Raw genomic sequence first — 25,743 nt, 5'->3', positions numbered from 1 at the left:
AAACCGGAATTCCCACGACCCGGCGCCCGTGTCCTCTGGGACTCCGTGGCGGCGGCCGGTACGCTGGAAGCGCGGACCTGGTGACGCGTCGTCGCGGCGTTCTCGTTTTGACCCGTGCACGTGTCGCCGGTAGTCTGCTCATTTGTTGTGTGTGGATCGGTCTGTCGTGACCGATGCGCGGCGCGTCCGGCGTCATCTCCCTGTTCGAGGAGACGGATGGTCTGGGCTGTCGTGCGCCCGCCCACGACCTACCGAGATGATGTCAATCCGACAGAAGGCTTACCACCGTGCGCACGTTCACCCCTAAGGCCACCGACGTAGAGCGTCAGTGGTACGTCATCGACGCCACCGACGTCGTGCTGGGTCGGCTGGCCACCCAGGTCGCGACGCTGCTCCGCGGTAAGCACAAGCCGATCTTCGCGCCGCATGTCGACACCGGTGACTTCGTCATCGTCATCAACGCCGACAAGGTGGCCCTGACCGGCAACAAGCTGGAGCAGAAGAAGGCGTACCGCCACTCGGGCTACCCCGGCGGCCTCCGCTCGGTCTCCTACGCCGAGCTGATGGAGAAGCGGCCGGACCGCGCCGTCGAGAAGGCCGTGAAGGGCATGCTGCCCAAGAACTCCCTCGGCCGGAAGATGGCCAAGAAGCTCAAGGTCTACGCCGGCGCCGAGCACCCGCACCAGGCGCAGCAGCCGGTCCCCTTCGAGCTCACCAAGATCGCCCAGTAGCCACCGTTGGCCGACGGCTGACGCCGATAGATCGAAAGTTAGAGGAGAACCGTGGCCGAGCCCACCGGTGTCGAGACGCCCTTCGAGGGCGAGCTGGAATTTGCGGAGACCTCCGCTGAGGAGTTCCCGTCCGAGTACACCAGCGAGTCCGCTCCGAGCAGTGACGTCGCCGCGCGTAAGCCCATCACCACGGGCAACTCGTACGGCACCGGCCGTCGCAAGGAAGCGATCGCCCGGGTCCGCATCGTGCCGGGCACCGGCAAGTGGACCATCAACGGTCGCTCGCTGGAGAACTACTTCCCCAACAAGGTGCACCAGCAGATCGTCAACGAGCCCTTCGTGACGCTCGGTGCCGAGGAGCAGTTCGACGTCTTCGCCCGCATCGACGGCGGCGGCGTGACCGGTCAGGCCGGCGCCCTGCGCATGGGCCTCGCCCGCGCGCTGACCGCGCTGGACACCGAGACCAACCGCCCGCCGCTGAAGAAGGCCGGCTTCCTCACCCGCGACGCCCGGGAGAAGGAGCGCAAGAAGTACGGTCTCAAGAAGGCCCGCAAGGCTCCTCAGTACAGCAAGCGTTGACGGGCCGGCTGTTCGGCACCGACGGAGTCCGTGGGGTCGCGGGCCGCGACCTCACGGCCGAGCTCGCCATGGACCTGTCGGTCGCGGCGGCTCATGTCCTCGGGGACGCCGGAGCATTCGAGTCGAGCGTCGGGCGGCGTGGCCGCCCGGTCGCCGTCGTGGGCCGGGACCCTCGCGCCTCCGGAGAATTTCTGGAGGCCGCGGTGGTCGCCGGCCTCGCGTCGTCTGGAGTGGACGTGCTGCGCCTCGGCGTGCTGCCCACCCCGGCCGTCGCCTACCTCACGTCGGCGCTCGGCGCCGACCTCGGGGTCATGCTGTCCGCCTCGCACAACCCGGCGCCGGACAACGGCATCAAGTTCTTCGCCCGCGGCGGCTTCAAGCTGCCGGACGCGGTGGAGAACGACATCGAGCGGCGGCTCGGTGAGAAGTGGAACCGTCCGGTGGGCGCCGCCGTCGGCCGCGTGCGCGACGCCTACGGCGAGGCCGACCGTTATGTCTCGCACGTCCTGACGAGCGTCGAAGGCCGCCTGGAAGGCCTGCGCCTGGTCGTCGACTGCGCGCACGGCGCCGCCCACATGGTCGCCCCCGAGGCGCTGCGCCGCGCGGGCGCCGTGGTGGAGACCATCGGCGCCGCGCCCGACGGCCTCAACATCAACGAGGGCGTCGGGTCCACCCACCTGGACGCGCTGCGCGCGGCCGTCGTGGAGGGCGGCGCCGACGCGGGCGTGGCCTATGACGGCGACGCCGACCGCTGTCTGGCCGTGACGGCGTCCGGCGAGGTGGTGGACGGCGACCAGATCATGGCGGTCCTGGCGCTGGCCATGCACGAGGACGGCACGCTGGCCAAGGACACGGTCGTGGCCACGATCATGTCCAACCTCGGCTTCAAGATCGCCATGCGCAAGGCCGGGCTGACCATGGTGGAGACCGCGGTCGGCGACCGGTACGTGCTGGAGGCGATGAAGGCAGGGGGGTACAACTTCGGCGGCGAGCAGTCCGGCCATGTCGTGATGCTCGACCACGCGACGACCGGGGACGGCCTCCTCACCTCGCTGCACCTGCTCGCGCAGGTCGCGCGGTCGGGCCGCTCCCTGGGAGACCTGGCCTCGGTCATGACCCGGCTGCCGCAGGTGCTGGTCAACGTGCGCGACGTGTCCAAGATCAAGGCCGCGACGTCCGCGGAGCTGGCCTCCGCCGTCCAGGAGGCGGAGAGCTCGCTCGGCGACTCCGGCCGCGTGGTGATCAGGCCGAGCGGCACCGAGCCGATGGTCCGCGTGATGGTCGAGGCCGAGTCCCAGGACGAGGCCGAGCGCATCGCCGGACGGCTGGCCGAGGTCGTGCGCGTCACCTGCGCCTGACCTGCCGGCGGGCCGTCGGAACCCGTGCGAAAGGCGGGGTCCTCCTTCCCGGGAGGGCCCCGCCTTTCGTCGTCCTGCCTGACGGGTCCGGCGCTCGGCGGGGCTCAGTGGGCCCGTAGCGCGGCGGCGAACCACTCGAACGCCGGGACGCCGCTCGGAAAGGGCGGCCGGTCATTGAGCACGCCCATCAGCTCCCAGAACCGCTCGACCCGCCGGTCGGTGAAGACCTCCACCCGCGTGGCCATGCGGTCGCGCTCGGCCGCCGGAGTTCCGGCCGGGATGAGCTTCCCGAGGATCTCCTGCCCCTCGGGGGAGCCGGGCGCGACCCCCGCGGCCACGGCGCCGCCCGCGTGCTCGATGACCGGCTGCACGTCGTACCCCTGGCCGTCGCCGCCCTCGGCGCCCTCGACGGCCATCTGGCGCACGCGGCGACGGAAGTCGTCGTCCGCCACCAACTCGGCCAGCTCCTCCCAGGCCCGAGCCTTCTCGGGGCCGAGCCGGTCCGGCTCGTCGGGCAGCACCCGCATGCCCTCGGCGATGCGCGCCCCCGGCGCGTCCGGCGCGATGCCGGCGAACGCCTCGTCCACGAACGCGTCGATGATCCGCCGTCTTTCCCGCGCGGAATCCGCCATGATCGTCATCTCCTCTCGGTCGGGTCATGCCTTCGAGGAGCAACCCTCCACCCTCCAGTAGGTGGAGACTCAAGCGCCTTTTCTCCCGTACCGGCGGCTCGGGGGCGGGGCGGCGTCCCTTAGGGTGAATGCTCGTGGTCCACCGGTACAGGCATCAGTTGATCGCCGTCGTTTCGCTCGCCGCGGGGGCCCTTTCGACCTGGATCCTCGCCGCCACCGGAACCGACGGCTACTTCTTCCGCTCCCTGCTGTACCCGTGGATGTTCGCCGCCGTGCTCATCACCGGAGTCGTGCTCGGCGTGTTCGTGCCCGTCAAGACCGCCGTGGCGGCGCTGGTGCCGTTCGTGGCGCCCCAGCCCGTCCTGGCGGTGTGGCAGGGGGTGTCGCCGCGGACGGCCGACACCCCCGGGCTGTGGGCGGTGGGGTTCGTGGCCTCCAGCGTGCTGCTGGTCTTCGCGGTCGGCTGCGTCGCCATCGGCGTCTGCGTGCGCCTCATGTTCCGCAGGTGAGCGCCGTCACTCCTCGCCGGCGAGCGAGACGCTGCGCAGCCGCCGGCCCGCCCACAGCACCGAGCCGACCGTGACGATCAGCACGGCGGGGACGGCGAAGCCGGCGCTCACCGTGGCCTCGAAGAAGCTCGACGTGCTGACCTGCGCGGCGATGGTCTGCGCCCACTGCTGGATCGAGAGGTTCTTGGCGCCCTGCACGTAGCCGCCGACGAGGTTCTCCCACACCACGGCGTAGATGATGCCGACGGTGACGGCGTGCCGGGTGACGACGCCGAGGAACAGGAACACCCCCGCGTAGGCGATGCCGCCGACCAGCGCGCCGAGCGCGAAGCCCGCCGCGATGCCGGCCTCGTTACCGAGGATGATGTACCCGGCGACGTAGGTGGGGACGGCGGCGAAGAGCGCGAGCAGCGAGGCCGCCACGGCGAACTTGGTGACGGCGATCACGGGCCGCGAGATCGGCTTGGACAGCAGGTGGATGATCGTGCCGTCGTCGATCTCGGGCGCGATGGTGCCGGTCCCGGCGATCAGCCCGAGCAGCGGCAGCATCGTGCCCACGGCGTACACCTGCATGAGGCGGACGGCGGCGTCCTCGCTGGTGCTGCCGAGCGCGCGCAGCAGGATCGCCAGGCCGATGAGCAGGAGCGGCAGCAGGAGCAGCAACAGCACCCTGCGGCGCCCGAGCACGGCGCGGTAGGTGATTCCGGCGACGACGGAGTTCATCGGGTGCTCCCGGAGATCAGGTAGGAGAAGACGCTCTCAAGGTCCTCGTCGGCGGGGGAGACCTGCCAGACCGAGACGCCGGCGTCGCGGGCGACCCGCGGCAGCAGCCAGGTGAACCTGCGGAAGTCCACGGCCTGGACCTCCAGGCCGTCCGCGCCCAGGGAGACCGCGCCCGAGGAGGCGTCGGCGATCAGCGCGGCGGCCAGCCGCCGGTCGTCGCTGGAGCGCACGCGGAACAGGTGGGGCCGGTCGGTCATGCGGCGGCGGATCTCGCGGAAGTCGCCGGAGGCGGCGTGGCGTCCGGCGACGAGCACCTCGATGTGCTGGGCGACCCGCTCGACCTCCTCCAGGATGTGGCTGCTGAACAGGATGGTGCGCCCGGCGGCGCCGAGGTCCCTGACCAGGTCCATCAGGTGGAGGCGCTGGCGCGGGTCCATGCCGTTGAACGGCTCGTCCAACAGCAGGACCTTGGGGTCGTGGACCAGCGCGGCGGCGACCTTGACCCGCTGGCGCATGCCCTTGGAGTAGGTCTCGACGCGGCGGTCCTTCGCGCCCTCCATCTCGACCATGGCCAGGGCCTTGGCCGCGGCGTCCTCCGGGGACGGCAGGCGGTGCAGGCGGGCGCTGGACAGCACGAACTGCCAGCCGGTCAGGAAGCCGTACACGCCCTCGCGCTCGGGGACCAGCCCGATGGAGCGGTAGATCTGGTGGTTGCGCCAGATCGCCTTCCCGTCGAGGGTCGCCGTGCCGGTGGAGGGCGCCAGGAAGCCGGCCATCATGTGCAGCAGCGTGGACTTTCCCGCGCCGTTCGGGCCGAGCAGCCCGGTCACCCCGGGGCCGATGGTCATCGTGACGTCGTTGACCGCCACCACGTTGCCGTACCAGCGGGAGACCTGCCCGAGTTCGATGATCATGATGCGGCCGCCTTGCGATAGCGGAGGACGAGGGCGGTCACGCTCAGGGCGATCAACGCCACGATGGCCGCCAGGGCGACGGGCCCGCCGATGTCCGGGGGATAGCCGACGTCGTTGTTGGGCGTGGTGCCGAACAGCCAGACCTGGAGGCAGTCCACCAGGAAGAACGGGTTGACCAGCCACGCCCAGGCCGCGGCGGAGTCACGGCTGACCGACATCAGCACGCCGACGAGCACGACGGAGATGCCGGAGGCCAGCAGGTACACCGCGATGACCGCCGCGACGCCGAGCCCGCGCCGTGGGGTGAACGAGGCGATCGCGACCCCCACGCACGCCAGCAGCACCGCGAAGACGACCGCGCCGGCGAGCGCGGCGAAGTACTCCTTGGTGTGCGGCGGGCCGGGCAGGTCGACCAGCAGCTCGCCGATGTAGGTGACGGTGATCGGCAGGGCGAGGAGCAGGAACATCGCGATCGCCATGGCGGCGAGCTTGGCCGTGATGTAGTCGGCCCTCGTCACCGGGCGCGACAGGTACAGCGGCAGCACGCGGAACCGCAGGTCCGGCGCGACCAGGTACGGCGCCTGCGCGGCGAGGAAGACCGCGAGCACGGCCTGCATGGCCACCGCGAACGTCGGATAGGCGACGCCCTGCTGCTTCACCACGACCATGATCGCGATGGACACGACGGCCGGCAGCATCATGACCCCGGCCAGCAGGAACGGCATGATCTTGGCGCGTGCGGTGCGGCCGAGCCCGAACAGGCCACGCAGGCTGTGGAGGGTCAGCGCGGCGAGCGAGGCGCCCCGGCCGAGCCGCCGGCCCTCGTAGTGGCGGTAGCCGATGTCGTGGATGACTCCGGTGGGCGCGGCGGGGGACCCGGGGACCGTCGCCGCGGGGGACGGCTCAGACACTGGCGGACTCCTCCCTGAAGACGTCCTCGATGCGGTGGCGGCCCTGCTCCAGCCGGACCAGGGACAGGCCCAGGTCGACGACGGCGTCGCGGACGACGTCGAAGGTGGCGGGCGCGCCGGCGTCCACGCTCAGCAGGCGCCCGTGCGCGGTGACGGACTGCCCGAGGGAGGTCAGCCGCTCGGCCAGGGCCTCCAGCCCCTCCTCGACCTCGACGGTGATCGACCGGGTGGCCTGGGTGAACTCGCCGATGGCCGACGAGCGCAGCAGGCGGCCCCCGTCGATGACGATCACGTGGTCGCAGACGCGCTCCAGCTCGCCGAGCAGGTGGGACGTGACGACCACGCTGATGCCGAACTCGGCGCCGATGCGCCGGATCAGGGCGAGCATCTCGTCGCGGCCCTGCGGGTCGAGGCCGTTGGTGGGCTCGTCCAGGAAGACCAGCCGGGGGTCGTGGACGAGGGCCTGGGCCAGCTTGACCCGCTGACGCATGCCGGTGGAGTAGCCGCCGATGGGCCGGTAGCGCTCCTCGTACAGCCCGACGTGGCGCAGCGTGTCGGCGGCGCGCTCGCGGGCGGCGCTGCGCGGCAGGCCGGACATCTGGGCCATGTGCACCGTGAACTCGGTGGCGGACACGTCGGGCGGGAGGCAGTCGTGCTCGGGCATGTAGCCGACGGACCTGCGGATCTCCAGCGCCTGCGTGGCGGGGCTCAGGCCGAGCACCGTCGCACTGCCCTCGGTGGGCGGCAGCAGCCCCAGCAAGATCTTGATGAGTGTGGACTTTCCCGCGCCGTTGGCCCCGACCAGGCCGGTGACGCCGGCCCCGGCGGTGACGGTGAGCCGGTCCAGCGCCGTCACGCGCGGAAAGCGTTTGGTGAGTCCCTCGGTGGCGAGGATGGTCATGACCGGACACTATCCAACCGCCGGACCGCGGTTCCTCCGTCAGACGGAGGAATTCCGCCTCATCCGCCTGGCGGGTGGGGCGATACGCAGGCCGTACCTGGCCCAGAAGAACCGCTGCGCGAGCAGGGTGATCGTGCCCGCGGTCGCCATGCCCGCGATGTTCACCAGCAACTGCGTCGCCGAGCCCGCGACCTCCTGCCACCTGCCGAGCGCGACGGCGACCGCCGCGTACCCGGCCGCGGGGACGGTCGTGACCGAGATGAAGACGCCGACCAGGGCCGACGATTTGCCCGCCGTCACCGACAGCACCCCGGCCGCCCCGGCGAGCAGCGCCACGATGAACGCCCACTTGTCCGGCTTCACGATGAAGGTCACCTCGTCGTGCCCGTTCAGGCTGCCGGGGCCGATCCACCCCAGCCCGCGCACCGCCAGCGCGCACGCGCAGGTGACGGCGATCGCGACCGCGAACCCGATCACCAGCGTGCGGGCGGCGGCCACCATCAGCCGCGGCTCCCGGCGCAGCAGGCCGAACGAGATGGCGGCCACCGCCCCGAACTCGGGCCCGAGGACCATCGCGCCCACGATGAGGATGAGCGAGGGGAGCAGCACGCCGATCGCGGCGATCTGGGTGGCGATGACGAGGAACGCCAGGTACGCCCAGGTGATGCGGGCGTCGGCCGAGACCTGCCTGGCCAGCTCGTCCCAGACCACCGCGTCCTCGGGCGCGCCGGGGGCCTCCGCCTCGGCCTCCTCGGCGACCCGGGACAGGGACAGGTCCACGCGCTCCACCGCGATCGAGCCCTCCTCGGCCACGCCGAGCTCCTTCAGGCGGGCCAGGACCTCGTTGGCGGCCTCCCTGGCCACGTCGAAGAGGATCACGTCGCCCTCGGGACGGCGGCCCGCCCCCGGGAGCACGACGACGTTGGTCACCCCCGTCGCGGACTCCAGCATCCCGGTGACCTCGGCGGAGCGGTCGCACGGGCAGATGATCCTCAAGTGCAGCACCGCAAAAGCCTACGACCGGGCGTCCACCGCCGCGGCGGCCGGGTGCGGGGCCTAGGGCCTGTTTCGAAGTCCGCTGTGTGACGGCGTGTCATGTCCGGACATGCAGTGAGGTCTCCGATAGAAGGTTGATCGACCAAGAAGAACCTTCACACCGGAGACCTCGTGGCCACCTTAGCGGTGACGAGGCGGTTTGACCTGACCGATGCGCAATGGGCACGCCTGGAGCCGCTGCTGCCCGCGCCAAGGAGATCAGGACGGCCGTCGAAGTGGAGCAAGCGGCAGCTCATCGATGGGATCCGCTGGCGGGCACGGGTGGGAGCGCCCTGGCGGGATGTGCCGGAGTGTTACGGCTCCTGGCAGGCGGTGTACGGGTTGTTTCGCCGCTGGCAGCGTTCCGGCGCCTGGTACGGCATCGTGACCGGCCTGCAGGCGATGGCCGATGCCGCACAGCTGATCGGCTGGCAGGTCGGGGTGGACTCCACGATCGTGCGTGCGCACCAGCACGCGGCCGGTGCTCGCAAGGATGCGACGTTGCAGGCCGAACCGCCTGGCGGGGTGCGGACCGAGCCGGCCGATCACGCTCTGGGGCGCTCGCGGGGCGGGTTGTCGACCAAGCTGCACCTGGCGTGTGAGCGGGGCCGAAGGTTGCTGTCGCTGGTGGTGACGGCCGGGCAACGCGGGGATGCACCGCAGTTCGACGCGGTCATGGCCGGGATCGGCGTGTCCCGGCCGGGACCGGGGCGGCCTCGTACCCGGCCCGATGTGGTGCTGGCCGACAAGGCGTACTCATCGCGGGCGATCCGTGCTCACTTGCGCCGGCGCCGGATCGGGTGCGTCATCCCTGAGCCTGCCGACCGGATCGCCGCCCGGCTGCGGCGCGGCAGCCGCGGCGGCCGTCCTCCACAGTTCGACCCGGCGCTCTACCGCGCCCGCCACGCCGTGGAATGCGGCATCAACCTGCTCAAACGCAACCGTGCCATCGCAACCAGGTACGACAAACTCGCCGTCCGCTACGAGGCCACCGCCCACATCGCCGCCATCAACGACTGGCTCACCTGTCTTCGAAACACGCCCTAGGTGCGGCGCAGGCGGACCCTGCGCACGGCGTGGTCGCCGCCCTTGTGCAGGACGAGCCCGGCCCGCCCGCGCGTGGGGGCGATGTTCTCGACCAGGTTGAGCTCGTTGACGTCTCGCCAGACGTCGCGGGCGAAGCGGGTCGCCTCCTCGTCCGACAGCTCGGCGATGTAGGAGAAGTAGGACTTCGGGTCGGCGAAGGCGGTGCGCCGCAGCTTGTGGAACCGGTCGACGTACCAGGTGCGGATGTCCTCGACCTTGGCATCCACGTAGATGGAGAAGTCGAAGTAGTCGTTGACGGCCAGTGCCGCCGGGGGAGCGGGCTGCAGGACGTTCAGCCCCTCGACGAGGAGGATGTCCGGTCTGCGCACCGTCTGCACGGCCCCGGGCACGATGTCGTACTCCAGGTGGCTGTAGATCGGGGCGTGGACCTCGGGGACCCCGGCCTTGACCTCGGCGACGAAGCGGACCAGCGCCCTGCGGTCGTAGCTCTCCGGGAAGCCCTTGCGGTGGGAGATGCCCCGGTCCTCCAGCACCTTGTTGGGGTACAGGAAGGAGTCGGTGGTGATCAGGTCCACCCGGGAGTGCTCGGGCCAGCGGGCCAGCAGCGTGTGCAGCAGCCGCGCGGTCGTCGACTTGCCCACCGCGACGCTGCCCGCGATGCCGAGGATGTACGGCGGCGGGGCCTGGTCGTCGCCGAGGAAGGTGTTGACCGCCGCGCTGCGCTGCCGGGCGCCGGTGAAGTGCAGGTTCAGCAGCCGGGTCAGCGGAAGGTAGATGTCGGTGACCTCGGTCAGGTCGATCGGGTCGTCCACGCCGCGCAGCTCTTCCAGTTCCCCGGCCGTCAGCGTGAGAGGCGTGTTCCTGCGCAGCTCCCGCCATTCCTCGCGGCTGAGCTCGACGTACGGACTAGGTGCCTCCATGGCCGCAAACTCTACTGAGCGCCCCGCGGACGGCCCCGGGGCACCCCCGGACGCGGCGTTCCCCTGGGCGTGGGGTGGCCGTGACAATCCCGTGACCAGGTGTCTAGGGGGTGAAGTGGAGTGATACCGGGGGGCACTGCGAGGAGACCACGGCCGCCGCGGTGCGGCAAGATTGTGCCGTGACGCACTGGCCGCCACCTGCCGCCCCGGCGCGCCGGAGCGTTGGCACACCCGTTGACGCGCGGGCCCCGCACCGCGAGCCGATCCCGTCGCGCGCCCGTCGCGGGCGCCGGCCGCGGAGGGCCGAGACGTGATCGTCGGCATCGGCGTGGACATCGTCGAGATCGCCCGCCTCGACGCCGCGTTGGAACGTACCCCTAAGCTCCGCGAGCGTCTGTTCACCGAGGTCGAGATGGGGCTGCCCATCGCCTCGCTGGCCGCGCGCTTCGCCGCCAAGGAGGCCGCGGCCAAGGCGCTCGGCGCGCCGCCCGGCCTGGCGCACAAGGACGCCGAGATCACCACGGCGGCCCTCGGGCGTCCCATCCTCAGGCTCAGGGGCCGGGTCGACGAACTGGCGCGCGAACTCGGCGTGCGGTGGTGGCACGTCTCGCTCAGCCACGACGGCGGGTTCGCGATCGCGTACGTGGTCGCCGAAGGGTGACCCGCGCCCCGGCGGGTGGCGTTCACCCGGGTGATCGGGGAAAGCTAGATTCGGTGGAATGCTGAGCGCGTACACCTCCGACGAGATCAGGGCCGCCGAGCGGGAACTCATGGCACGCCTTCCCGAGGGCACGCTCATGCGGCGGGCCGCCACCGGCCTCGCGGCCACGTGCGCCGGCCTGCTTCCCCGCGTGTACGGCGGGCGCGTCGTCGTGCTGGCGGGCGGCGGCGACAACGGCGGCGACGCCCTGTACGCGGGGGCGGCGCTGGCGCGCAGGGGGGCGCGGGTCCACGCGATCCTCGCCGGGCGCACGGCGCACGAGGGCGGGCTCGGCGAGATGCGCCGCGCGGGCGGACGCGTCGTCGAGGCCCGATCCGGGGACGCCGTCCTGCTGGAGGACCTGATCGTCCGGGCCGACCTGGTCATGGACGGCCTGGCGGGCATCGGCGGCGCCGGGCCGCTGCGCGAGCCGTACGCGACGCTGGCCCGGCTGTGCCGGCGGGCCGAGGGCGTCGTCGTCGCGGTGGACGTGCCGAGCGGCGTGGACGCGAGCACCGGCGAGGTCGCGGGCGAGGCCGTGCGCGCCGGCGTCACGGTGACCTTCGGAGCGGTCAAGGCCGGTCTGCTGATCGACCCGGGGGCGGCCCACGTGGGCGCGCTCACCCCCTTCGACATCGGCCTTCGCCCCTGGCTGCCCGAGCCGGGCGTGGTCGCGCTCACCGGCGCCGACGTCGCCGCCCGCCTTCCGCGGCCGGGCCCGGAGTCCGACAAGTACCGCAGGGGTGTGGTCGGCGTCGTCGCGGGCAGCGACCGCTTCACCGGCGCCGCCGTGCTGGCCGTGGGCGGGGCCGTGCGCGCGGGGGCGGGGCTGGTGCGCTTCGCGAGCTCCGCCGAGCCCGTCGCGCGGGTCCGGGCCCGCTGGCCCGAGGCCGTGACCAAGGTCCTCGCGCCGGGGGAGGGCGTCGGCGAGGTGGGGCGGGTGCAGGCGTGGGTGCTCGGCCCCGGCATGGGCACCGATGAGGACGCCCACGCGCTCGCCAGGTCCGTGCTCGCCAGCGACGTGCCCGTGCTCGTGGACGCCGACGGCCTCACCCTCGTCTCCCAGGACCGCTCCCTGCTGCGCCGTGAGGCCCCCACGCTGCTCACCCCGCACACCGGCGAGCTCGGCCGCCTGCTCGGCGTCCCTTCCGGCGAGATCGAGGCCGCCCGGCTGCGTCACGCGCGGCGGGCCGCCGAGGAACTGGGCGTGACCGTGCTGGTCAAGGGGTCGACTACGCTGGTCGCCGAGGACGGCAGGCCGGTCCGCGTGAACCTCACGGGCACCCCCTGGCTGGCCACCGGCGGCACGGGCGACGTGCTCGCCGGCATCGCGGGAGCCTTCCTCGCGGCGGGCATGACCTGCTACGAGGCCGCCTCGTGCGCGGCCCACGTCCACGGCCTCGCCGCCCGCATGGCGGCCGGCGGCCCGGGCGAGGGCGAGGCGCCCATCGCGGCGCTCGACGTCGCACTGGAGCTCCCCGCGGCGCTCCGCTCCCTCACGGCCGGCTGACAGGTTTACCCGTCAGGGGTAGGGCACTGTTCGTGCAGGACAGGGCACATGTCCCGGCCCGCGGGGGCCGTGGGACGAACCTGCCCCGCACGGGCGCGATACTGCGAGACTGAGAGGGTGAGCTTCCCTATTCCCGATGTCCACGGCCGCGTGGCCACGCCCGCCGAGGCCCGGGTCGACCTGTCGGCGATCAGGCACAACGTGTCCGTGCTGCGCGAACACTCCCGCGCCGCCGAGATGATGGTGGCCGTCAAGGCCGACGCCTACGGCCACGGCCTTGTGCCCTGCGCCCGCGCCGCGCTCGAAGGCGGCGCCACGCGCCTCGGCACGGCCTACGTCCGCGAGGCCCTGGAGCTGCGCGCCGCCGGGGTCACCGCGCCCGTCCTGTCCTGGATCCTCACCCCGGACGAGCCGCTGGACGAGGCGCTGACGGCGGACGTCGAGCTGTCCTCGGGAGCCGTCTGGCTGGTGGACGCGATCGTCGCCGCCGCCCGCAGGACCGGCCGCACCGCGCGGCTCCACCTCAAGGCCGACACCGGCATCACCCGCGGCGGCGCCACCGCCCGCGCGTGGCCCGAGCTGCTGGACCGGGCGCTGGCCGCCCAGGCCGAGGGCACCGTCGAGATCGCCGGGCTGTGGTCGCACTTCGCCTGCGCCGACATCCCGGGCCACCCTTCGATCGCCCGCCAGCTCACCGAGTTCGACGAGGCCCTGGCCGTCGCCGACAAGGCCGGGGTCACCGGCTCGCACGTCCTGCGCCACATCGCCAACTCCGCCGCGACGGTCTCGCTGCCCGGCGCCCACTACGACATGGTGCGGCCGGGCATCGCCGTGTACGGGCTGAGCCCGATCCCCGAGCTCGGCGACTTCGGCCTGCGCCCCGCGATGACGCTCACCGCCCGCGTCGCCATGGCCAAGCGCGTGCCCGCCGGCACCGGCGTCTCCTACGGGCACCTCTACACGACCGATCACGAGACCACCATGGCCCTGGTGCCGCTCGGGTACGCCGACGGCGTGCTGCGCGGCGCCACCAACCGCGCGGAGGTCCTCGCCGCCGGCCGCCGTCGCAGGGTCGCGGGCCGGGTCTGCATGGACCAGTTCATGATCGACGTAGGGGACGACCCGATCACCGAGGGGGACGAGGTCGTCCTGTTCGGGCCGGGCGCCCACGGGGAGCCCACCGCACAGGAATGGGCCGATTCCCTCGGCACGATCACTCATGAGATCGTGACGAGGATCGGTGCGCGCGTGCCGCGCGTTCACCGTTGAAAGGCACCGTTAGAAGGAGGTACGGATGCCCACACGCCGCAGGGTCGGCATCGCCGGGGCGGTCGTCGGCGCCGCGTCGGCGGGCGTGGCGGCGGCCGCCCTGGCCAAGAGGTACGCCGTGGGCCGCATCCGCCTGCGGGCGGACCTTGAGGCGAGCGAGCCCTTCGGCGAGCTGCGCGGGCGGCCCGCCACCGTGCGGACCTCCGACGGCGTCGAGCTGTACGCCGAGGTCGACGGCCCCGAGGACGCCCCGCTGACGATCGTCTTCTGCCACGGCTACACCCTCAACCTCGACTCCTGGCACTACCAGCGGCGCGACCTGCGCGACACCCACCGGCTGGTGTTCTGGGACCAGCGCTGCCACGGCCGCTCCACCCGCACCCCCGCCGAGGACTGCACGATCGACCGGCTCGGCGCCGACCTGGCCGAGGTGCTCAGGACGCTGGTGCCAGGCCCGTGCGTGCTCGTCGGGCACTCCATGGGCGGCATGACGGTGATGGCGCTGGCCGAACGGCACCCCGAGCTGTTCGGGGACAAGGTGCGCGGCGTGGCGCTGATCTCCACCTCCGCGGGCAAGCTCGCCGAGCTCACCCTGGGCCTGCCCGCGCTGTTCTCCAAGGTCGTCCACCGCGCCGCCGCGCCCGCGGTCTCCCTGCTCGGGCGGCGCGCGGCGCTGGTCGACAAGGGCAGGCAGGCGGGCAACGACGTGTCGTTCCTGGTGCTGCGCTACCTGGGGTTCGGCGACGCGACCAAGATCAGCCCCACGGTGGTCGACTTCGCCGAGTCGATGATCCGCTCCACCCCCACGGACGTCATCGCGGACTTCTACCCGGCCCTGATGTCCCACGACAAGCTGTCCGCCCTCGGCGTGCTGGACAAGGTGCCCACCGAGATCATCGTCGGCGACAAGGACTGGCTCACTCCTCCCGAGCACAGCAGGGCCATCCACGCGAGCCTGCCCACCGCACGGCTCACCGAGATCGAGGGCGCCTCCCATCTGGTACTGCTGGAGGAGCCCGAGACCGTGACCGGGGCGATCGCCCGGCTGGTCGAGCGAGCCCTTGAGGCCGGCGCCGGAGACGCGATGGGAGAGGCCGTATGAACCAGACGACCGGACACGTGACCCGACACGTGGCCACGACCGAGGACATGCGCGCGCTGGGGGAGGAGGTCGCGCGCCTGTTCGGTCCCGGCGACCTGGTGGTGCTGTCGGGCCCGCTCGGCGCGGGCAAGACCACCCTCGTCCAGGGCGTCGCCGAGGGTCTGAAGGTGCGCGGGCCGATCACCTCGCCGACGTTCGTGATCGCCCGCGTCCACCCCCCGCTCGCCGGCGGCCCGGCCCTGGTCCACGCGGACGCCTACCGCCTCGGCGGCGCGCTGGAGGTCGACGACCTCGACCTGGACGCATCCCTGGACGACTCGGTGACCGTCGTGGAGTGGGGCGAGGGCCTGGTGGAGGGCCTCGCCGACGACCGTCTGGAGATCGCGATCCGGCGCGCCGACGCGGGCGAGGAGCGCGTCGTCGAACTGCGTGCGGTCGGGGCACGGTGGAACGAGGCGATCAGCCGACTTTCGCCGATCTAGACCGGTAATCTTGCCTTTCTTGACGCACTCCTGAGTTCCTGTGAATCATCGGAATGAAGATCGTTCCAATGGGTTGGCCTGTCATTTCTGGGTATGCCAGGTTGGGTAAAGCCCAGGTGTGGTCGTGTCGGGCGGGGTCGGATCGTACGGCGAAGTGGAGTGCGACGGTGCACAGGGTCGGGCGGGTCGCGTTGTCGGGTGCGTTCGTTCTCTTGGGCGGGGTCGCGTGCACCGCCTCGGCCCAGACCGGAGGGACGGCCGATCCCACCCCTGCGCCGACCCTCAGCAGGCAGGACATCCGCGTCCAGCTCGTGCCGAGCAAGGTGCAGAGCGGGGGGACGCGCTCGATCCGCGTCCGCGCCTTCTGCCCCGTGCCGCAGGGCGGCACCGACTACCGGGCGACGGCACGGTCCAACTCCTTCACCGGCGTGGTCACGCTGACCCAGCCGCCGCTGTCCACTCCCGCGGTGTCCTCCACCCCGGTCACCACGACGGCCCCCTCGCCTGAGGTCCACGGCTTCGCCCTCATCGACGAGGACGCCCGGCCCGGCCGCTACGAGGTCGACGTCAAGTGCGACGGCACCAACGACACCGGCAGGGCCACGCTCACCCTCACCGCCAAGCGCTCCGAGCCCACCCCCACCAGAACCCGCGTCGTGCCCACCCGGGCGCCGCGGGCCGGGGGCGGCGGCACGGCCGCGGGCGCGATGGACGAGCCGTCCGGCATCCCCACGGCGGTGACCGTGGTGGTGCTGCTCGGGGCGCTCGGCGGCGGCATCGCGCTGGCGCGGCACAGGTCCCGGACGCGCTGACCGTCCCGCCCGCGCTCCCCCCATGGCCGACACCCCCAAGTGGCTGAGGATCGTGGTCGCCGGGGTCGTCACCGGCGCCGTCCTCTACGCGATCACCGGTGGCCCCGGGCGCGAGTCCGAGCCGCGCCGCGTCAAGGCCGCCGTCCCCGAGCGGCTCGACATCCCCTCGCTCGGCCTGAAGGCCCCCCTGATGAAGCTGGGCCTCGCCGGCGACGGAGAGGTCGAGCTGCCGCCGTACGAGAAGCCGTCCACGGCGGGCTGGTTCGACCAGAGCGTCGTCCCCGGCGACGCGGGCCCCTCGGTGATCATCGGCCACGTGGACACCAAGACGGCCCCCGCCGTCTTCTACCGCCTGCGCGAGCTCAAGAAGGGCGCGCTCGTCAAGGTCCGGCGCAGCGACGGCAGGACCGCCCAGTACCGCGTCAACGCGATCGAACAGGTCCCCAAGGACCGCTTCCCCGCCGAACGCGTCTACGCCGACGACGGCCTGCGCCTCGTCACCTGCGGCGGCGCCTTCGACCGCAGGACCCATGAGTACCTGGACAACGTCATCATCTACACGAGCCTGATCGGCGCCCCCTTCCCCGACGCGGCGTGACGCCCGCCGCCGGGAACGCGTCGGGAACCGGGGGAGCGCCATGGGCACCCGCAAGACCTACTAGGCTTGGCGTTTGTGCTGGTCTTGGCCTTTGATACCGCGACACCGGCCGTCACCGCCGCGTTGCACGATGGTGACCGGGTTCTCGCCGAGTCGACGACGATCGACGCCCGCAGGCATGGTGAGCTGCTGGTTCCCTCGATCCGTGAGGTTCTGCGCCAGGCGGGCGCCGCGCTGGGGGACGTCACCGCGATCGTCGCGGGAGCGGGTCCCGGGCCGTACACGGGGCTGCGCGTCGGGCTGATGACCGCCCAGGCCCTGGCCGCCACGGCCGGCGCCCCGGCGTACGGCGTCTGCACGCTGGACGTCCTCGCCTACGCCGCGGGGCTGAGCGAGCCGTTCGTGGTGGCCACGGACGCGCGGCGCAAAGAGGTGTTCTGGGCCGAGTACGCCGACGCGCGCACCCGCGTCACCGAGCCCGCCGTGGACCACCCCGGCGACCTGCCCGCGGGGCCGCCGCTGGTCGGGGCGGGCGCGCGCATGTACGCGGCGATCGTCGGCGAACACCGTCTGGCGCCGGGCGCCCCGGAGTACCCGTCGGCGGGCGCGCTGGCCGCGCTGGCAGCCGAGCGCCTGGCCGCCGGCCAGGGCGTGGACGGCGACGCCGTGCTCACCTCGCCCCGCCCGATCTACCTGCGCCGCCCGGACGCCCGCGAGCCGGGTCCGCCCAAGAAGGTGACGGCGTGAGCGTGGCCACGCTCCGGCAGATGACCGAGGCCGACCTTCCCGCCGTCCTCTCCATCGAACGCGCGACGTTCCCGTTCGACGCGTGGAGCGAGGGCATGCTGCGGGGCGAGCTGGCCGACCAGCCGCGCACCCGCCACTACATCGTGGCCGTGGCCGGGGGCGAGATCGTCGGGTACGCCGGTCTCGCGGCGGCCGGCGACCAGGCCGACGTGCAGACCATCGCGGTGCGCACGGCCAGCCAGCGCGCCGGCATCGGCAGCGCCATGCTCTCCGAGCTGCTCGCCGAGGCCGTACGCCGGGGCGCGACCGCGGTGTTCCTGGAGGTCCGGGCCGACAACCCGCCCGCGCAGGCGATGTACGAGAGGTTCGGGTTCGAGCGCATCGGCCTGCGCCGCGACTACTACGACGACGGAACCGACGCGATCATGATGATGCGGTCGCTGAACGGTCAGGGAGGCGATCGAGATGGCTGACGAGCCGTTGGTGCTGGGCATCGAGACCTCGTGTGACGAGACCGGCGTGGGCCTGGTCCGCGGCAGCACGTTGCTCGCCAACGCCATCGCCTCCAGCGTCGAGGAGCACGCCAGGTTCGGCGGCGTCGTGCCCGAGGTCGCCTCGCGCGCCCACCTGGAGGCCATGACGCCGACCGTCGAGCGCGCCCTGGAGCAGGCGGGGGTGCGGTTCTCCGACATCGACGCCGTCGCCGTGACCGCCGGGCCGGGCCTGGCGGGCGCGCTGCTCGTCGGCGTCGCCGCGGCCAAGGCGTACGCCATGGGGCTCGGCGTGCCGCTGTACGGCGTCAACCACCTCGCCGCGCACGTCGCGGTGGACCAGTTGGAGCACGGGCCGCTGCCCAAGCCCACCATCGCCCTGCTGGTCTCAGGAGGGCACTCATCGCTGCTGCTGGTGCCCGACGTCGCCAAGGACGTGATCTCGCTCGGCTCCACGGTGGACGACGCGGCGGGCGAGGCGTTCGACAAGGTGGCGCGGGTGCTCGGGCTGCCCTTCCCCGGCGGGCCGCACATCGACAGGGCCGCCACGCAGGGGTCGGGGACGGCGGTCGCCTTCCCGCGCGGCAAGTACGACGACGGCACGCTGGACTTCTCGTTCTCCGGCCTGAAGACCGCGGTGGCCCGCTGGGTCGAGGCCAAGGAGCGCGAGGGCGGGTCCGTGCCGGTGGCGGACGTCGCCGCGTCCTTCCAGGAGGCCGTGGTGGACGTGCTCACCCGCAAGGCCCTGCAGGCGTGCCGGCAGTACGGCGTCCAGGACCTGCTGATCGGCGGCGGCGTCGCGGCGAACTCGCGGCTGCGGGCGCTGGCTCAGGAGCGGTGCGACGCGGCGGGGGTGCGGCTGCGCGTCCCGAGGCCGGGGCTGTGCACCGACAACGGGGCCATGATCGCGGCGCTGGGGTCGGAGCTGGTGGCCTCGGGCATCGGGCCCTCCGCCCTGGACATCCCGGCCGACTCCTCGCTGCCGATCACCACCGTCCACGTGTGAGGCCGGGCGGCGTCAGTCCTTGACGGGGCGCGCCGGGCGCAGGAGCGCCTCGGCGAGGGCGAGCATCGTCTCCTCCAGGGCGCTCAGCCTGCGGGTGAGGTCGTCGTGCGCGGGCTGGATCACCTCGCCGACGGTCTCGGAGAGCTGGCCGCGGTCGGGCCGCGCCCGCACCAGCTCCAGCAGCTCGGCCAGCGGCGGCAGGGACGCGACGGTCTCGGACAGCCGGCGGTCGATCTCGTCGAACCGCTTGCCCTGCGCGCCCCCCTGGGCGTCGATGAGCTCGCCCACCCGCTTGTGCACCTCGCCGACCTCCAGCAGGCCGGGGAGCTGGCCGACGCGCTGGTTGACGGCCTCCACGCGGTCGTCCACCATTTCGAGCCGCTCGCTGACGTCCTCGAAGCTCGCGCCGATCGCGGTGAACCGCTCGTCGTGCCGGGACAGCGCGCCGTCGATGCCCGTGAGCCGCTGGTCGACGCCGGTCAGGCGGCCGTCGAGGCCGGTCAGGGCGTCGTCCACCTCGGTGAACCGCCCGTCGAGGCCGTCCAGCGCGGCGAGGCCGGCCCCGGCGGTCTCGACCCGGTCGTGCAGGCTCTGGAGCCGGACGTCCACGGTGTCCAGGCGACCCTGGACGGCCCCCAGGTGGCTGTCCACGTCGTCGAACCGGCCCGGGATGGTGGACACGGTGGACAGAGTGCCCTCGACGCCGGCGACCCGCCCGTCCAGGCCGTCGAGACGGTCGCCGAGCCGTGTCTCGGCCTCGGCCAGCCGGGTGGCCATGCCCTCCAGCCTCTCGGTGAGCCGCTCGACCGAGCCGTTGAGGCGTTCGACGGCCGAGGGCAGCATCTCGTCCAGGCCCTCGCTGAGGTCGAGGACGCCGCCTTCCAGCCGCTCGGTGCGCTGGGTGAGGTCGTGCAGGGCCTTGTCGACGCGGGTGAACCGGCCCGCGGCGGCCTCCATGCCGGACGCCAGGTGCTCCAGGCGGCGCGCGAACTCGGCCATGCGCTCGGGGAGCGCCTGGCCGCTCTCCAGGACGGCCTGGAGGCGCTTGAGGGCCTCGGCGACCCCCTCCCGTACGGCGCCGAGGTCGGTCCACAGGCCGGAGAGCTCGGTGATGGGCTTCACCCGGTCGCCCACGGCCTCGACGCGGTCGCCGAGCCCCGCCACCCGGTCGCCCACGAGGTCCACCCGGTCGCGCAGGGCCTCCACGTGCTGGGCCAGGCCCTCGGCCCAGGCGGGCGGCCGGGTGGCCAGCTCGCCCAGCCGGCCGTTCATCCCCTCCAGCGCGCCGTTGAGGCCGCCCAGTTCGCGTTCGCGCACCTCGCGCAGCAGCCATTCCATGCCTTCGAGGCGCTGGCGTATCTCGTCGAGGACCGCGCCTTGCGTGCGCTGCTCGTAGACGTGGTCCTGGGCCGCTCGGGCGAGGAGATCGCGCATCCGGTCGGAGATGGCGGTCTGGCCGCCCGCCTGGAGGAGGGCGTGGTTGGAGTGATCCACCGGAAGCTCCTTGACTCGCGGGCGGTCGCCGCACGGCGGTGGGGTGGGTCCTGAGTCGTCGCGGGGACGAATACGCGGCGAATAAGGCGGGTCGGCCATTGATCAGCCCAAAATCCCGCGCTGGCCAACTGTAGTGGCTCGGCGGAACGTTTTCGGGGCCGACTTTAAAACTTCGTGATTGCGGTGGGTTTGGGGGGATTATCGCGTTCGGGCAGGTCAGGATGGCCGGCAGATGAACGCGAACGGGTCCGTGCCGATGCGGGTGAGCACCACGACGCACGATTTATCACCGGAAAGGCGGAGATCCTTCCTCAAGCGCTCCAGATCGATCGCCGAGCCGCGTTTCTTCAGCGTCACCGTGCCGATCCCGCGTTCCCGCAACGCCGCCCGCAGGCGTTTCAGCGAGAAGGGCAGCGCCTCCAGCACCTCGTACCGCGCGGCCCACGGAGTGGACGCCGGGGAGCCGGCCGTGATGTAGGCGATGTGCGGGTCGACCAGGTGGCCGCCCAGCAGCGCGGCGACCTCGGCCACCAGGTGGGCGCGCACGGCCGCGCCGTCGGGCTCGTACAGGTACCGGGCGATCGGCCCGTGCGGCGCGGGCCCGAGGGAAGGATCGGCGGTCAGCGTCTCGCCGGAGGGCAGCATGGTCGCGCGGCGGCCCGGGCGCGCGGCGAAGGCGCCCGTCCACAGGACGGCCTCCTTGACCTCGCCCCGGTAGGACACCCACTCGGCCTCGGCGTCCTCGGGGATCAGCTCGTACGGGAGGCCGGGCGCGACCTTCAGGCAGGCCGCGCGCGCCCGCGCCGCGAGGGCGACGACCCGCGGCCAGGGCGGCGAATAGGCCATCGGGTCGAAGACCCGCCGGCCGGTCGAGCGCCGCGCCGGGTCGGCGAACAGCGCGTCGTACCCCTCCGGCTCGACCAGGGACGCCTCGCCCACCCGCACGGTCACCAGCCCGGCTAGGCCCAGAGCCGCCGCGTTCGCCCGCGCGACCTCGGCCGTGAGCGGGTCGGCGTCCACCGCGTCCACCCGGCGGCCCTCGCGGGCCAGCGCGATCATGTCCCCGCCGATGCCGCAGCAGACGTCCGCCACCGTGGTCACCTCGGCGGCCCCCTCGGCGAAGCGGCGGGCGCGGTGCGCGGCCACCTCGGCGCGGGTCGCCTGCTCCAGGCCGTCGCCGGTGAAGTACATGACGGCCGCGTCCGCGCCGAACTTGGCGGCCCCGCGCGCCCGCAGCGTCGCCTGCGTGAGCGCCGCCCCGCTGAGCCCCGGCCCGAACGACCTGCGCAGCCCGGTCACGACCCGCAGGCCCTCCTCGCCGGCAGCCAGCCCCGCCGCGGCCCGCCGCAACGCCTCCTGCCCGTCCGGCGTCAGCAGCTCACGAAAGGCATCGACATCCACGCCGCCCGACGCTACCGCCCTCCGGGCGCGGCCTGGTCCGACGCCCTCGGAGACCTCTTACGCGCCACTGGTACACCTCGTGTTGACTGAGTCGGCGGCCTTGCATACTGTTCAGTGTTGGCACTCGCCTATTGAGAGTGCCAAGACGAAAATGCGACGAGGCAGGTCTGACACCCGCGACGGCAGGCCGCTGGTCGCCTCTTCAGCAATCATCGAATATCTGAAGGGGAGGTCCGACGTGACGACCGCCACCAAGGTTCCCGTTAAGCCGCTCGGCGACCGCATCGTGGTCCAGCCGCTTGAGGCCGAGCAGACGACCGCTTCCGGTCTGGTGATCCCGGACACCGCCAAGGAGAAGCCGCAGGAGGGCAAGGTCCTCGCGGTGGGCCCCGGCAACTGGGACGAGGACGGCGAGAAGCGCATCCCGCTCGACGTCAAGGAAGGGGACGTCGTCCTCTACAGCAAGTACGGCGGCACCGAGGTCAAGTACGGCGGCGAGGAGTACCTCGTGCTCTCCGCCCGTGACGTTCTCGCGATCATCGAGAAGTAAGTCCCGGAGCGCGCCAGCGACCACCAGTCCGGAGCCTTACGAATTTTGCGTGTCACGCCCCGGGGCCTGTCCCTAGGCCCCGGGGCCTCTGACGCTGAGAGGACCTTAAATGCCCAAGATCCTGGAGTTCGACGAGGACGCGCGGCGCGCTCTCGAGCGTGGCGTGAACGCCCTCGCGGACGCCGTCAAGGTGACCCTCGGGCCGCGCGGCCGTAACGTCGTCATCGACAAGAAGTTCGGTGCCCCCACCATCACCAACGACGGTGTCACCATCGCGCGCGAGGTGGAGCTCGACAAGCCGTACGAGAACCTCGGCGCCCAGCTCGCCAAGGAAGTCGCGACCAAGACCAACGACATCGCGGGTGACGGCACCACCACCGCCACCGTGCTGGCCCAGGCCATGGTGCGCGAGGGTCTGCGCAACGTCGCCGCCGGCGCGTCCCCGCTGTCGCTCAAGCGCGGCATCGACCTGGCCGCCCGCGCCGTCAGCGACCTCCTCCTTGAGCGGGCCCGTCCCGTCGAGGACAAGAAGGAGATCGCGAACGTCGCCACCATCTCCGCGCAGGACGCCAAGATCGGCGAGCTCATCGCCGAGGCGTTCGACAAGGTGGGCAAGGACGGCGTGATCACCGTCGAGGAGTCCAACACCATGGGCCTCGAACTGGAGTTCACCGAGGGTCTCCAGTTCGACAAGGGGTACCTGTCGCCGTACATGGTGACCGACCCCGAGCGCATGGAGGCCGTCCTCGAAGACGCCTACGTGCTGCTGCACCAGAGCAAGATCGCCTCGATCGCCGACTTCCTGCCGCTGCTGGAGAAGGTCGCCCAGACCAAGAAGCCGCTGTTCGTGGTCGCCGAGGACGTCGAGGGCGAGGCCCTGGCCGTCCTGGTCACCAACAAGATCCGCGGCACCTTCACCTCCGTCGCCGTCAAGGCCCCCGGCTTCGGCGACCGGCGCAAGGCCATGCTGCAGGACATCGCGATCCTGACCGGCGGCCAGGTGGTCTCCGAGGAGCTGGGTCTCAAGCTGGAGAACGTCGGCACCGAGGTGCTCGGCACCGCCCGCCGCATCGTGGTCACCAAGGACACCACCACGATCGTGGACGGCGCGGGCGACCCGCAGGCCGTCTCCGACCGCGTCCGCGAGATCCAGTACGCGATCGAGCAGACCGACTCCGACTGGGACCGCGAGAAGCTCCAGGAGCGCCTCGCCAAGCTCTCCGGCGGCATCTGCATCCTGCGCGTCGGCGCGGCCACCGAGGTCGAGCTCAAGGAGAAGAAGCACCGCCTTGAGGACGCCATCTCGGCGACCCGTGCCGCGATCGAGGAGGGCATCGTCTCCGGCGGTGGCTCCGCGCTCGTGCACCTCTCCAAGGACCTCGACGACCTCGGCCTGACGGGCGACGAGGCCACCGGCGTCTCCATCGTCCGCCGGGCGCTCGTCGAGCCGGCCCGCTGGATCGCCGAGAACGCCGGCCAGGAGGGGTACGTCGTCACCTCCAAGATCACCGACCTGCCGGTGGGCCACGGCCTCAACGCCGCCACGGGCGAGTACGGCGACCTGATCGCCCAGGGCGTCATCGACCCGGTCAAGGTGACCCGCTCGGCCGTGCAGAACGCCGCGTCCATCGCCGGCATGCTGCTCACGACCGAGGCCCTCGTGGTCGACAAGCCCGAGGAGGAGGCTCCGGCCGCCGCGGGCCAGGGCCACGGCCACGGTCACGGCCACTGATCCGGCCACCGGCCGGCTTCCGCGCCGCGCACGGCCCGCGTCCCGCCCGGGACGCGGGCCGTGCTTTTTGGGTTGAATCGATTTTCACTTCGGCCGATTTGAGGCGGCGGTAAACCGATCGCGGCGCCGGGGCGTCGGCGGGCCCGCGAGCTGCCGCGACATCGGGCGAATATCACTCGAATTCGGGGCGCGGGGGAAATACGCAAACGCTACTGTGTGCGTTCGATTACGCAGGGTTATCGTCGCGTCAATGTGACCAATCCGTATCCGTTCACCATGACGACATGCGCGATCGTGGCGGGCATCATGCCTAACGTGACCGAGGGATGCGTCGCCGACGCCAAGACTGGGGTAAGGCTTGCGACGAGATCGGATGAGTCCGACCTCAGGGATCTGACGAGCCTTGCCGTCCAGGGGGATCGCACCGCGATCGAATCATTGCTGGGGCAGTTGCGCCCGATGGTGGTGCGCTATTGCCGTGCTCGATTGGGCCGGGTCTCCGGTCATTACCACATCGCCGACGACGTGGCCCAGGAAGTGTGCATCGCGGTGCTCGCCGCCCTGCCGCGCTACCGGGACATGGGCCGGCCCTTCGCCTCGTTCGTCTTCGGCATCGCCTCTCACAAGGTCGCCGACGCCCTGCGCAGCTCCGTGCGCTCGGCCGTGCCCACCCAGGACCTCCCCGACGGCCCCGACCAGGGCCCCGGGCCGGAGGAGACCGTCGTGCGGTACATCGAGGCCGCGCACGCCCGCGAGCTGCTGTCACGCCTTCCCGAGAACCAGCGCGAGCTGATCATCCTCCGGGTCGTGTCGGGACTGTCCGCCGAAGAGACGGGTAACGTACTCGGTATGTCACCAGGTGCGGTTCGCGTGGCCCAGCATCGGGCGCTGGCAAGGCTTCGGGCGATGGCCGACATGGAGTCGATAGCTTGACCGCCGTCCATCCGGCGCGTTCACTGCGACAACGTGGGGCCGAGACCGACCCCCAGGTTCTCGGGACGGACGCGATCATCGACGCGCTCGCGCGCCGGGAGCCGGCCGGCGAGCAGGACGACATCGTCGTGAGCCTGCTCCGCGCCCTCACCGAGGACGTCGATCAGCGGCTCTCCTCGGTGTCGATCACGCCGTCCACGTAGCCGCGGGCGTACTCCCAGCTCACGTAGTGGGCCGGGTCGGGCTCGAACGCCGGCTCGTGCACCTGTGGACGGCCGTGGTCGATCATCTGCCGCAGGTTGCCGCGCAGCAGGTCCCAGTCGAAGTAGTGCTGCTCGCCACACTCGGGGCAGTCGAGCACGAGCCCGAGCACGCCCTGCGGCTCCAGGAGGGAACGGAAGACCTCCACGTCGGCGAGGTCGGTCAGCGCCTCGTCCCGCTCGGCCAAGGTCAGCGGCTCGGAGTCGTCGAGTTCGCCCATCGCCGCGGCGGGGTCGTTCGGATCGTCCGCGAATGGGTCGCGGGGGACGTCTTCCAGCACGCTTTCCACCTTATGACCCCCACCTACCCTGATGAGGGCAAGTGGTGGCGTAGCAGTGATACGACCTACCCTGATGAGGGGCGCCTGTAGGCAAGCGGTGACCATGCGGTCGCGC

Annotated in this window: 29 protein-coding genes; 19 read left to right on the top strand and 10 right to left on the bottom strand. The window is 72.1% G+C overall.

The genetic code is table 11. The features are described from left to right. Nucleotides 1-287 precede the first annotated feature (287 nt). The 3 genes from rplM to glmM are packed head-to-tail and all read left to right on the top strand — an operon-like array spanning nucleotide 288 to nucleotide 2,668. Nucleotides 288-731, top strand: a complete 444-nt coding sequence (gene rplM / locus BJ982_RS37995; RefSeq protein ID WP_184608200.1) for a 50S ribosomal protein L13 — start codon at nucleotides 288-290, stop codon at nucleotides 729-731. Nucleotides 732-782: 51 nt separating this feature from the next. Then, nucleotides 783-1,310, top strand: coding sequence for a 30S ribosomal protein S9 (gene rpsI / locus BJ982_RS37990; RefSeq protein WP_184888201.1), 528 nt, complete (start codon nucleotides 783-785; stop codon nucleotides 1,308-1,310). Continuing rightward, nucleotides 1,307-2,668: a phosphoglucosamine mutase gene (gene glmM / locus BJ982_RS37985; protein ID WP_184888199.1), complete on the top strand. Its 1,362-nt coding sequence runs from the start codon at nucleotides 1,307-1,309 to the stop codon at nucleotides 2,666-2,668. Before rpsI ends, glmM begins: the two co-directional genes overlap by 4 nt. A 104-nt stretch (nucleotides 2,669-2,772) precedes the next feature. On the opposite strand, the gene BJ982_RS37980 is transcribed toward glmM, so the two are convergent. Continuing rightward, entirely contained in the window at nucleotides 2,773-3,300 is a 528-nt protein-coding gene (locus tag BJ982_RS37980) for a hypothetical protein (protein WP_184888197.1), read from the bottom strand. A gap of 158 nt (nucleotides 3,301-3,458) precedes the next feature. On the opposite strand from BJ982_RS37980, the gene BJ982_RS37975 reads away from it, so the two are divergent. Next, nucleotides 3,459-3,809, top strand: coding sequence for a hypothetical protein (locus BJ982_RS37975; RefSeq protein ID WP_184888195.1), 351 nt, complete (start codon nucleotides 3,459-3,461; stop codon nucleotides 3,807-3,809). Nucleotides 3,810-3,815: 6 nt separating this feature from the next. Here the strand turns inward: BJ982_RS37975 and BJ982_RS37970 are convergent, their stop codons facing one another. The 5 genes from BJ982_RS37970 to BJ982_RS37950 are packed head-to-tail and all read right to left on the bottom strand — an operon-like array spanning nucleotide 3,816 to nucleotide 8,263. Then, entirely contained in the window at nucleotides 3,816-4,532 is a 717-nt protein-coding gene (locus BJ982_RS37970; protein ID WP_184888193.1) for an ABC transporter permease, read from the bottom strand. Then, a complete protein-coding gene (locus BJ982_RS37965; RefSeq protein ID WP_184888191.1) occupies nucleotides 4,529-5,446 on the bottom strand; it encodes an ABC transporter ATP-binding protein in 918 nt (305 codons plus the stop codon). Before BJ982_RS37965 ends, BJ982_RS37970 begins: the two co-directional genes overlap by 4 nt. Continuing rightward, entirely contained in the window at nucleotides 5,443-6,357 is a 915-nt protein-coding gene (locus tag BJ982_RS37960; protein WP_184888189.1) for an ABC transporter permease, read from the bottom strand. The genes BJ982_RS37965 and BJ982_RS37960 overlap by 4 nt, the downstream gene beginning before the upstream one ends. Further along, the gene (locus BJ982_RS37955) at nucleotides 6,350-7,258 is read right to left on the bottom strand and encodes an ABC transporter ATP-binding protein (RefSeq protein WP_184888187.1); all 909 of its coding nucleotides are present in this window, start codon (nucleotides 7,256-7,258) and stop codon (nucleotides 6,350-6,352) included. Before BJ982_RS37955 ends, BJ982_RS37960 begins: the two co-directional genes overlap by 8 nt. 39 nt (nucleotides 7,259-7,297) lie before the next feature. Next, nucleotides 7,298-8,263 carry a DUF389 domain-containing protein gene (locus tag BJ982_RS37950; protein WP_184888185.1) on the bottom strand — a complete coding sequence of 322 codons (966 nt, stop codon included), beginning with the start codon at nucleotides 8,261-8,263 and terminating at the stop codon, nucleotides 7,298-7,300. Nucleotides 8,264-8,440: 177 nt separating this feature from the next. Here BJ982_RS37950 and BJ982_RS37945 point away from each other — a divergent pair, with 177 nt between their 5' ends. Next, nucleotides 8,441-9,340 carry an IS5 family transposase gene (locus BJ982_RS37945; RefSeq protein ID WP_311772216.1) on the top strand — a complete coding sequence of 300 codons (900 nt, stop codon included), beginning with the start codon at nucleotides 8,441-8,443 and terminating at the stop codon, nucleotides 9,338-9,340. Here the strand turns inward: BJ982_RS37945 and coaA are convergent. Beyond that, nucleotides 9,337-10,260 carry a type I pantothenate kinase gene (gene coaA, locus BJ982_RS37940; protein WP_184888182.1) on the bottom strand — a complete coding sequence of 308 codons (924 nt, stop codon included), beginning with the start codon at nucleotides 10,258-10,260 and terminating at the stop codon, nucleotides 9,337-9,339. The genes BJ982_RS37945 and coaA overlap by 4 nt on opposite strands. Nucleotides 10,261-10,570: 310 nt before the next feature. Here coaA and BJ982_RS37935 point away from each other — a divergent pair, with 310 nt between their 5' ends. The 10 genes from BJ982_RS37935 (at nucleotide 10,571) to tsaD (ending at nucleotide 18,977) form a co-directional block, all read left to right on the top strand. Further along, nucleotides 10,571-10,921 carry a holo-ACP synthase gene (locus BJ982_RS37935; protein WP_184888181.1) on the top strand — a complete coding sequence of 117 codons (351 nt, stop codon included), beginning with the start codon at nucleotides 10,571-10,573 and terminating at the stop codon, nucleotides 10,919-10,921. A gap of 58 nt (nucleotides 10,922-10,979) precedes the next feature. Beyond that, nucleotides 10,980-12,470: an NAD(P)H-hydrate dehydratase gene (locus BJ982_RS37930; RefSeq protein WP_184888179.1), complete on the top strand. Its 1,491-nt coding sequence runs from the start codon at nucleotides 10,980-10,982 to the stop codon at nucleotides 12,468-12,470. Nucleotides 12,471-12,620: 150 nt separating this feature from the next. Further along, complete coding sequence (gene alr / locus BJ982_RS37925; protein WP_203959415.1) at nucleotides 12,621-13,739, top strand: alanine racemase; 1,119 nt, start codon at nucleotides 12,621-12,623, stop codon at nucleotides 13,737-13,739. Nucleotides 13,740-13,764: 25 nt separating this feature from the next. Continuing rightward, nucleotides 13,765-14,841: an alpha/beta fold hydrolase gene (locus tag BJ982_RS37920; RefSeq protein ID WP_184888175.1), complete on the top strand. Its 1,077-nt coding sequence runs from the start codon at nucleotides 13,765-13,767 to the stop codon at nucleotides 14,839-14,841. After that, on the top strand, nucleotides 14,838-15,323 hold the full coding sequence (gene tsaE / locus BJ982_RS37915; RefSeq protein WP_184888173.1) for a tRNA (adenosine(37)-N6)-threonylcarbamoyltransferase complex ATPase subunit type 1 TsaE: 486 nt from the start codon (nucleotides 14,838-14,840) through the stop codon (nucleotides 15,321-15,323). The genes BJ982_RS37920 and tsaE overlap by 4 nt, the downstream gene beginning before the upstream one ends. Nucleotides 15,324-15,535: 212 nt before the next feature. After that, the gene (locus BJ982_RS37910; protein WP_184888171.1) at nucleotides 15,536-16,135 is read left to right on the top strand and encodes a hypothetical protein; all 600 of its coding nucleotides are present in this window, start codon (nucleotides 15,536-15,538) and stop codon (nucleotides 16,133-16,135) included. 22 nt (nucleotides 16,136-16,157) lie between these two features. Further along, nucleotides 16,158-16,733, top strand: coding sequence for a class F sortase (locus BJ982_RS37905; RefSeq protein ID WP_184888169.1), 576 nt, complete (start codon nucleotides 16,158-16,160; stop codon nucleotides 16,731-16,733). Nucleotides 16,734-16,808: 75 nt separating this feature from the next. Then, a complete protein-coding gene (gene tsaB / locus BJ982_RS37900; protein ID WP_184888167.1) occupies nucleotides 16,809-17,480 on the top strand; it encodes a tRNA (adenosine(37)-N6)-threonylcarbamoyltransferase complex dimerization subunit type 1 TsaB in 672 nt (223 codons plus the stop codon). A gap of 20 nt (nucleotides 17,481-17,500) precedes the next feature. After that, nucleotides 17,501-17,953 carry a ribosomal protein S18-alanine N-acetyltransferase gene (rimI, locus tag BJ982_RS37895; RefSeq protein WP_184889957.1) on the top strand — a complete coding sequence of 151 codons (453 nt, stop codon included), beginning with the start codon at nucleotides 17,501-17,503 and terminating at the stop codon, nucleotides 17,951-17,953. Continuing rightward, complete coding sequence (gene tsaD / locus BJ982_RS37890) at nucleotides 17,946-18,977, top strand: tRNA (adenosine(37)-N6)-threonylcarbamoyltransferase complex transferase subunit TsaD (RefSeq protein WP_184888165.1); 1,032 nt, start codon at nucleotides 17,946-17,948, stop codon at nucleotides 18,975-18,977. The genes rimI and tsaD overlap by 8 nt, the downstream gene beginning before the upstream one ends. Before the next feature lie 12 nt (nucleotides 18,978-18,989). Here the strand turns inward: tsaD and BJ982_RS37885 are convergent, their stop codons facing one another. Next, nucleotides 18,990-20,471 carry a coiled-coil domain-containing protein gene (locus BJ982_RS37885; RefSeq protein WP_184888163.1) on the bottom strand — a complete coding sequence of 494 codons (1,482 nt, stop codon included), beginning with the start codon at nucleotides 20,469-20,471 and terminating at the stop codon, nucleotides 18,990-18,992. Nucleotides 20,472-20,687: 216 nt separating this feature from the next. After that, entirely contained in the window at nucleotides 20,688-21,872 is a 1,185-nt protein-coding gene (locus tag BJ982_RS37880; RefSeq protein ID WP_184888161.1) for a class I SAM-dependent methyltransferase, read from the bottom strand. Between the two features lie 238 nt (nucleotides 21,873-22,110). Here BJ982_RS37880 and groES point away from each other — a divergent pair, with 238 nt between their 5' ends. The 4 genes from groES (at nucleotide 22,111) to BJ982_RS37860 (ending at nucleotide 25,290) form a co-directional block, all read left to right on the top strand. Further along, nucleotides 22,111-22,422, top strand: a complete 312-nt coding sequence (gene groES / locus BJ982_RS37875; RefSeq protein WP_055482820.1) for a co-chaperone GroES — start codon at nucleotides 22,111-22,113, stop codon at nucleotides 22,420-22,422. A gap of 109 nt (nucleotides 22,423-22,531) precedes the next feature. After that, a complete protein-coding gene (groL, locus tag BJ982_RS37870) occupies nucleotides 22,532-24,154 on the top strand; it encodes a chaperonin GroEL (RefSeq protein WP_184888159.1) in 1,623 nt (540 codons plus the stop codon). Nucleotides 24,155-24,460: 306 nt separating this feature from the next. After that, a complete protein-coding gene (locus BJ982_RS37865; protein WP_184615551.1) occupies nucleotides 24,461-25,087 on the top strand; it encodes a sigma-70 family RNA polymerase sigma factor in 627 nt (208 codons plus the stop codon). Next, nucleotides 25,084-25,290: a hypothetical protein gene (locus BJ982_RS37860; RefSeq protein WP_184888157.1), complete on the top strand. Its 207-nt coding sequence runs from the start codon at nucleotides 25,084-25,086 to the stop codon at nucleotides 25,288-25,290. Before BJ982_RS37865 ends, BJ982_RS37860 begins: the two co-directional genes overlap by 4 nt. On the opposite strand, the gene BJ982_RS37855 is transcribed toward BJ982_RS37860, so the two are convergent. Further along, nucleotides 25,251-25,628, bottom strand: a complete 378-nt coding sequence (locus BJ982_RS37855; protein ID WP_184888155.1) for a DUF5319 domain-containing protein — start codon at nucleotides 25,626-25,628, stop codon at nucleotides 25,251-25,253. The two genes, BJ982_RS37860 and BJ982_RS37855, sit on opposite strands and share 40 nt — an antisense overlap. Between the last annotated feature and the right edge of the window lie 115 nt (nucleotides 25,629-25,743).

Origin of the sequence: Sphaerisporangium siamense (assembly GCF_014205275.1) — a bacterium.
Lineage (GTDB): Bacteria > Actinomycetota > Actinomycetes > Streptosporangiales > Streptosporangiaceae > Sphaerisporangium > Sphaerisporangium siamense.
Note: the sequence above shows the minus strand (reverse complement) of the source record. Positions and strands in the feature narration are given on the sequence as shown.

What these genes read in the sequence shown, in the direction of transcription:
- tsaE (WP_184888173.1), top strand. Translation starts at nt 14,838, where the DNA reads ATGAACCAGACGACCGGACACGTGACCCGACACGTGGCCACGACCGAG.
- BJ982_RS37970 (WP_184888193.1), bottom strand. Translation starts at nt 4,532, where the DNA reads ATGAACTCCGTCGTCGCCGGAATCACCTACCGCGCCGTGCTCGGGCGC.
- BJ982_RS37865 (WP_184615551.1), top strand. Translation starts at nt 24,461, where the DNA reads ATGCCTAACGTGACCGAGGGATGCGTCGCCGACGCCAAGACTGGGGTA.
- BJ982_RS37965 (WP_184888191.1), bottom strand. Translation starts at nt 5,446, where the DNA reads ATGATCATCGAACTCGGGCAGGTCTCCCGCTGGTACGGCAACGTGGTG.
- rimI (WP_184889957.1), top strand. Translation starts at nt 17,501, where the DNA reads ATGACCGAGGCCGACCTTCCCGCCGTCCTCTCCATCGAACGCGCGACG.
- BJ982_RS37930 (WP_184888179.1), top strand. Translation starts at nt 10,980, where the DNA reads ATGCTGAGCGCGTACACCTCCGACGAGATCAGGGCCGCCGAGCGGGAA.
- BJ982_RS37955 (WP_184888187.1), bottom strand. Translation starts at nt 7,258, where the DNA reads ATGACCATCCTCGCCACCGAGGGACTCACCAAACGCTTTCCGCGCGTG.
- BJ982_RS37905 (WP_184888169.1), top strand. Translation starts at nt 16,158, where the DNA reads ATGGCCGACACCCCCAAGTGGCTGAGGATCGTGGTCGCCGGGGTCGTC.
- BJ982_RS37980 (WP_184888197.1), bottom strand. Translation starts at nt 3,300, where the DNA reads ATGGCGGATTCCGCGCGGGAAAGACGGCGGATCATCGACGCGTTCGTG.
- tsaD (WP_184888165.1), top strand. Translation starts at nt 17,946, where the DNA reads ATGGCTGACGAGCCGTTGGTGCTGGGCATCGAGACCTCGTGTGACGAG.
- coaA (WP_184888182.1), bottom strand. Translation starts at nt 10,260, where the DNA reads ATGGAGGCACCTAGTCCGTACGTCGAGCTCAGCCGCGAGGAATGGCGG.
- groL (WP_184888159.1), top strand. Translation starts at nt 22,532, where the DNA reads ATGCCCAAGATCCTGGAGTTCGACGAGGACGCGCGGCGCGCTCTCGAG.
- BJ982_RS37920 (WP_184888175.1), top strand. Translation starts at nt 13,765, where the DNA reads ATGCCCACACGCCGCAGGGTCGGCATCGCCGGGGCGGTCGTCGGCGCC.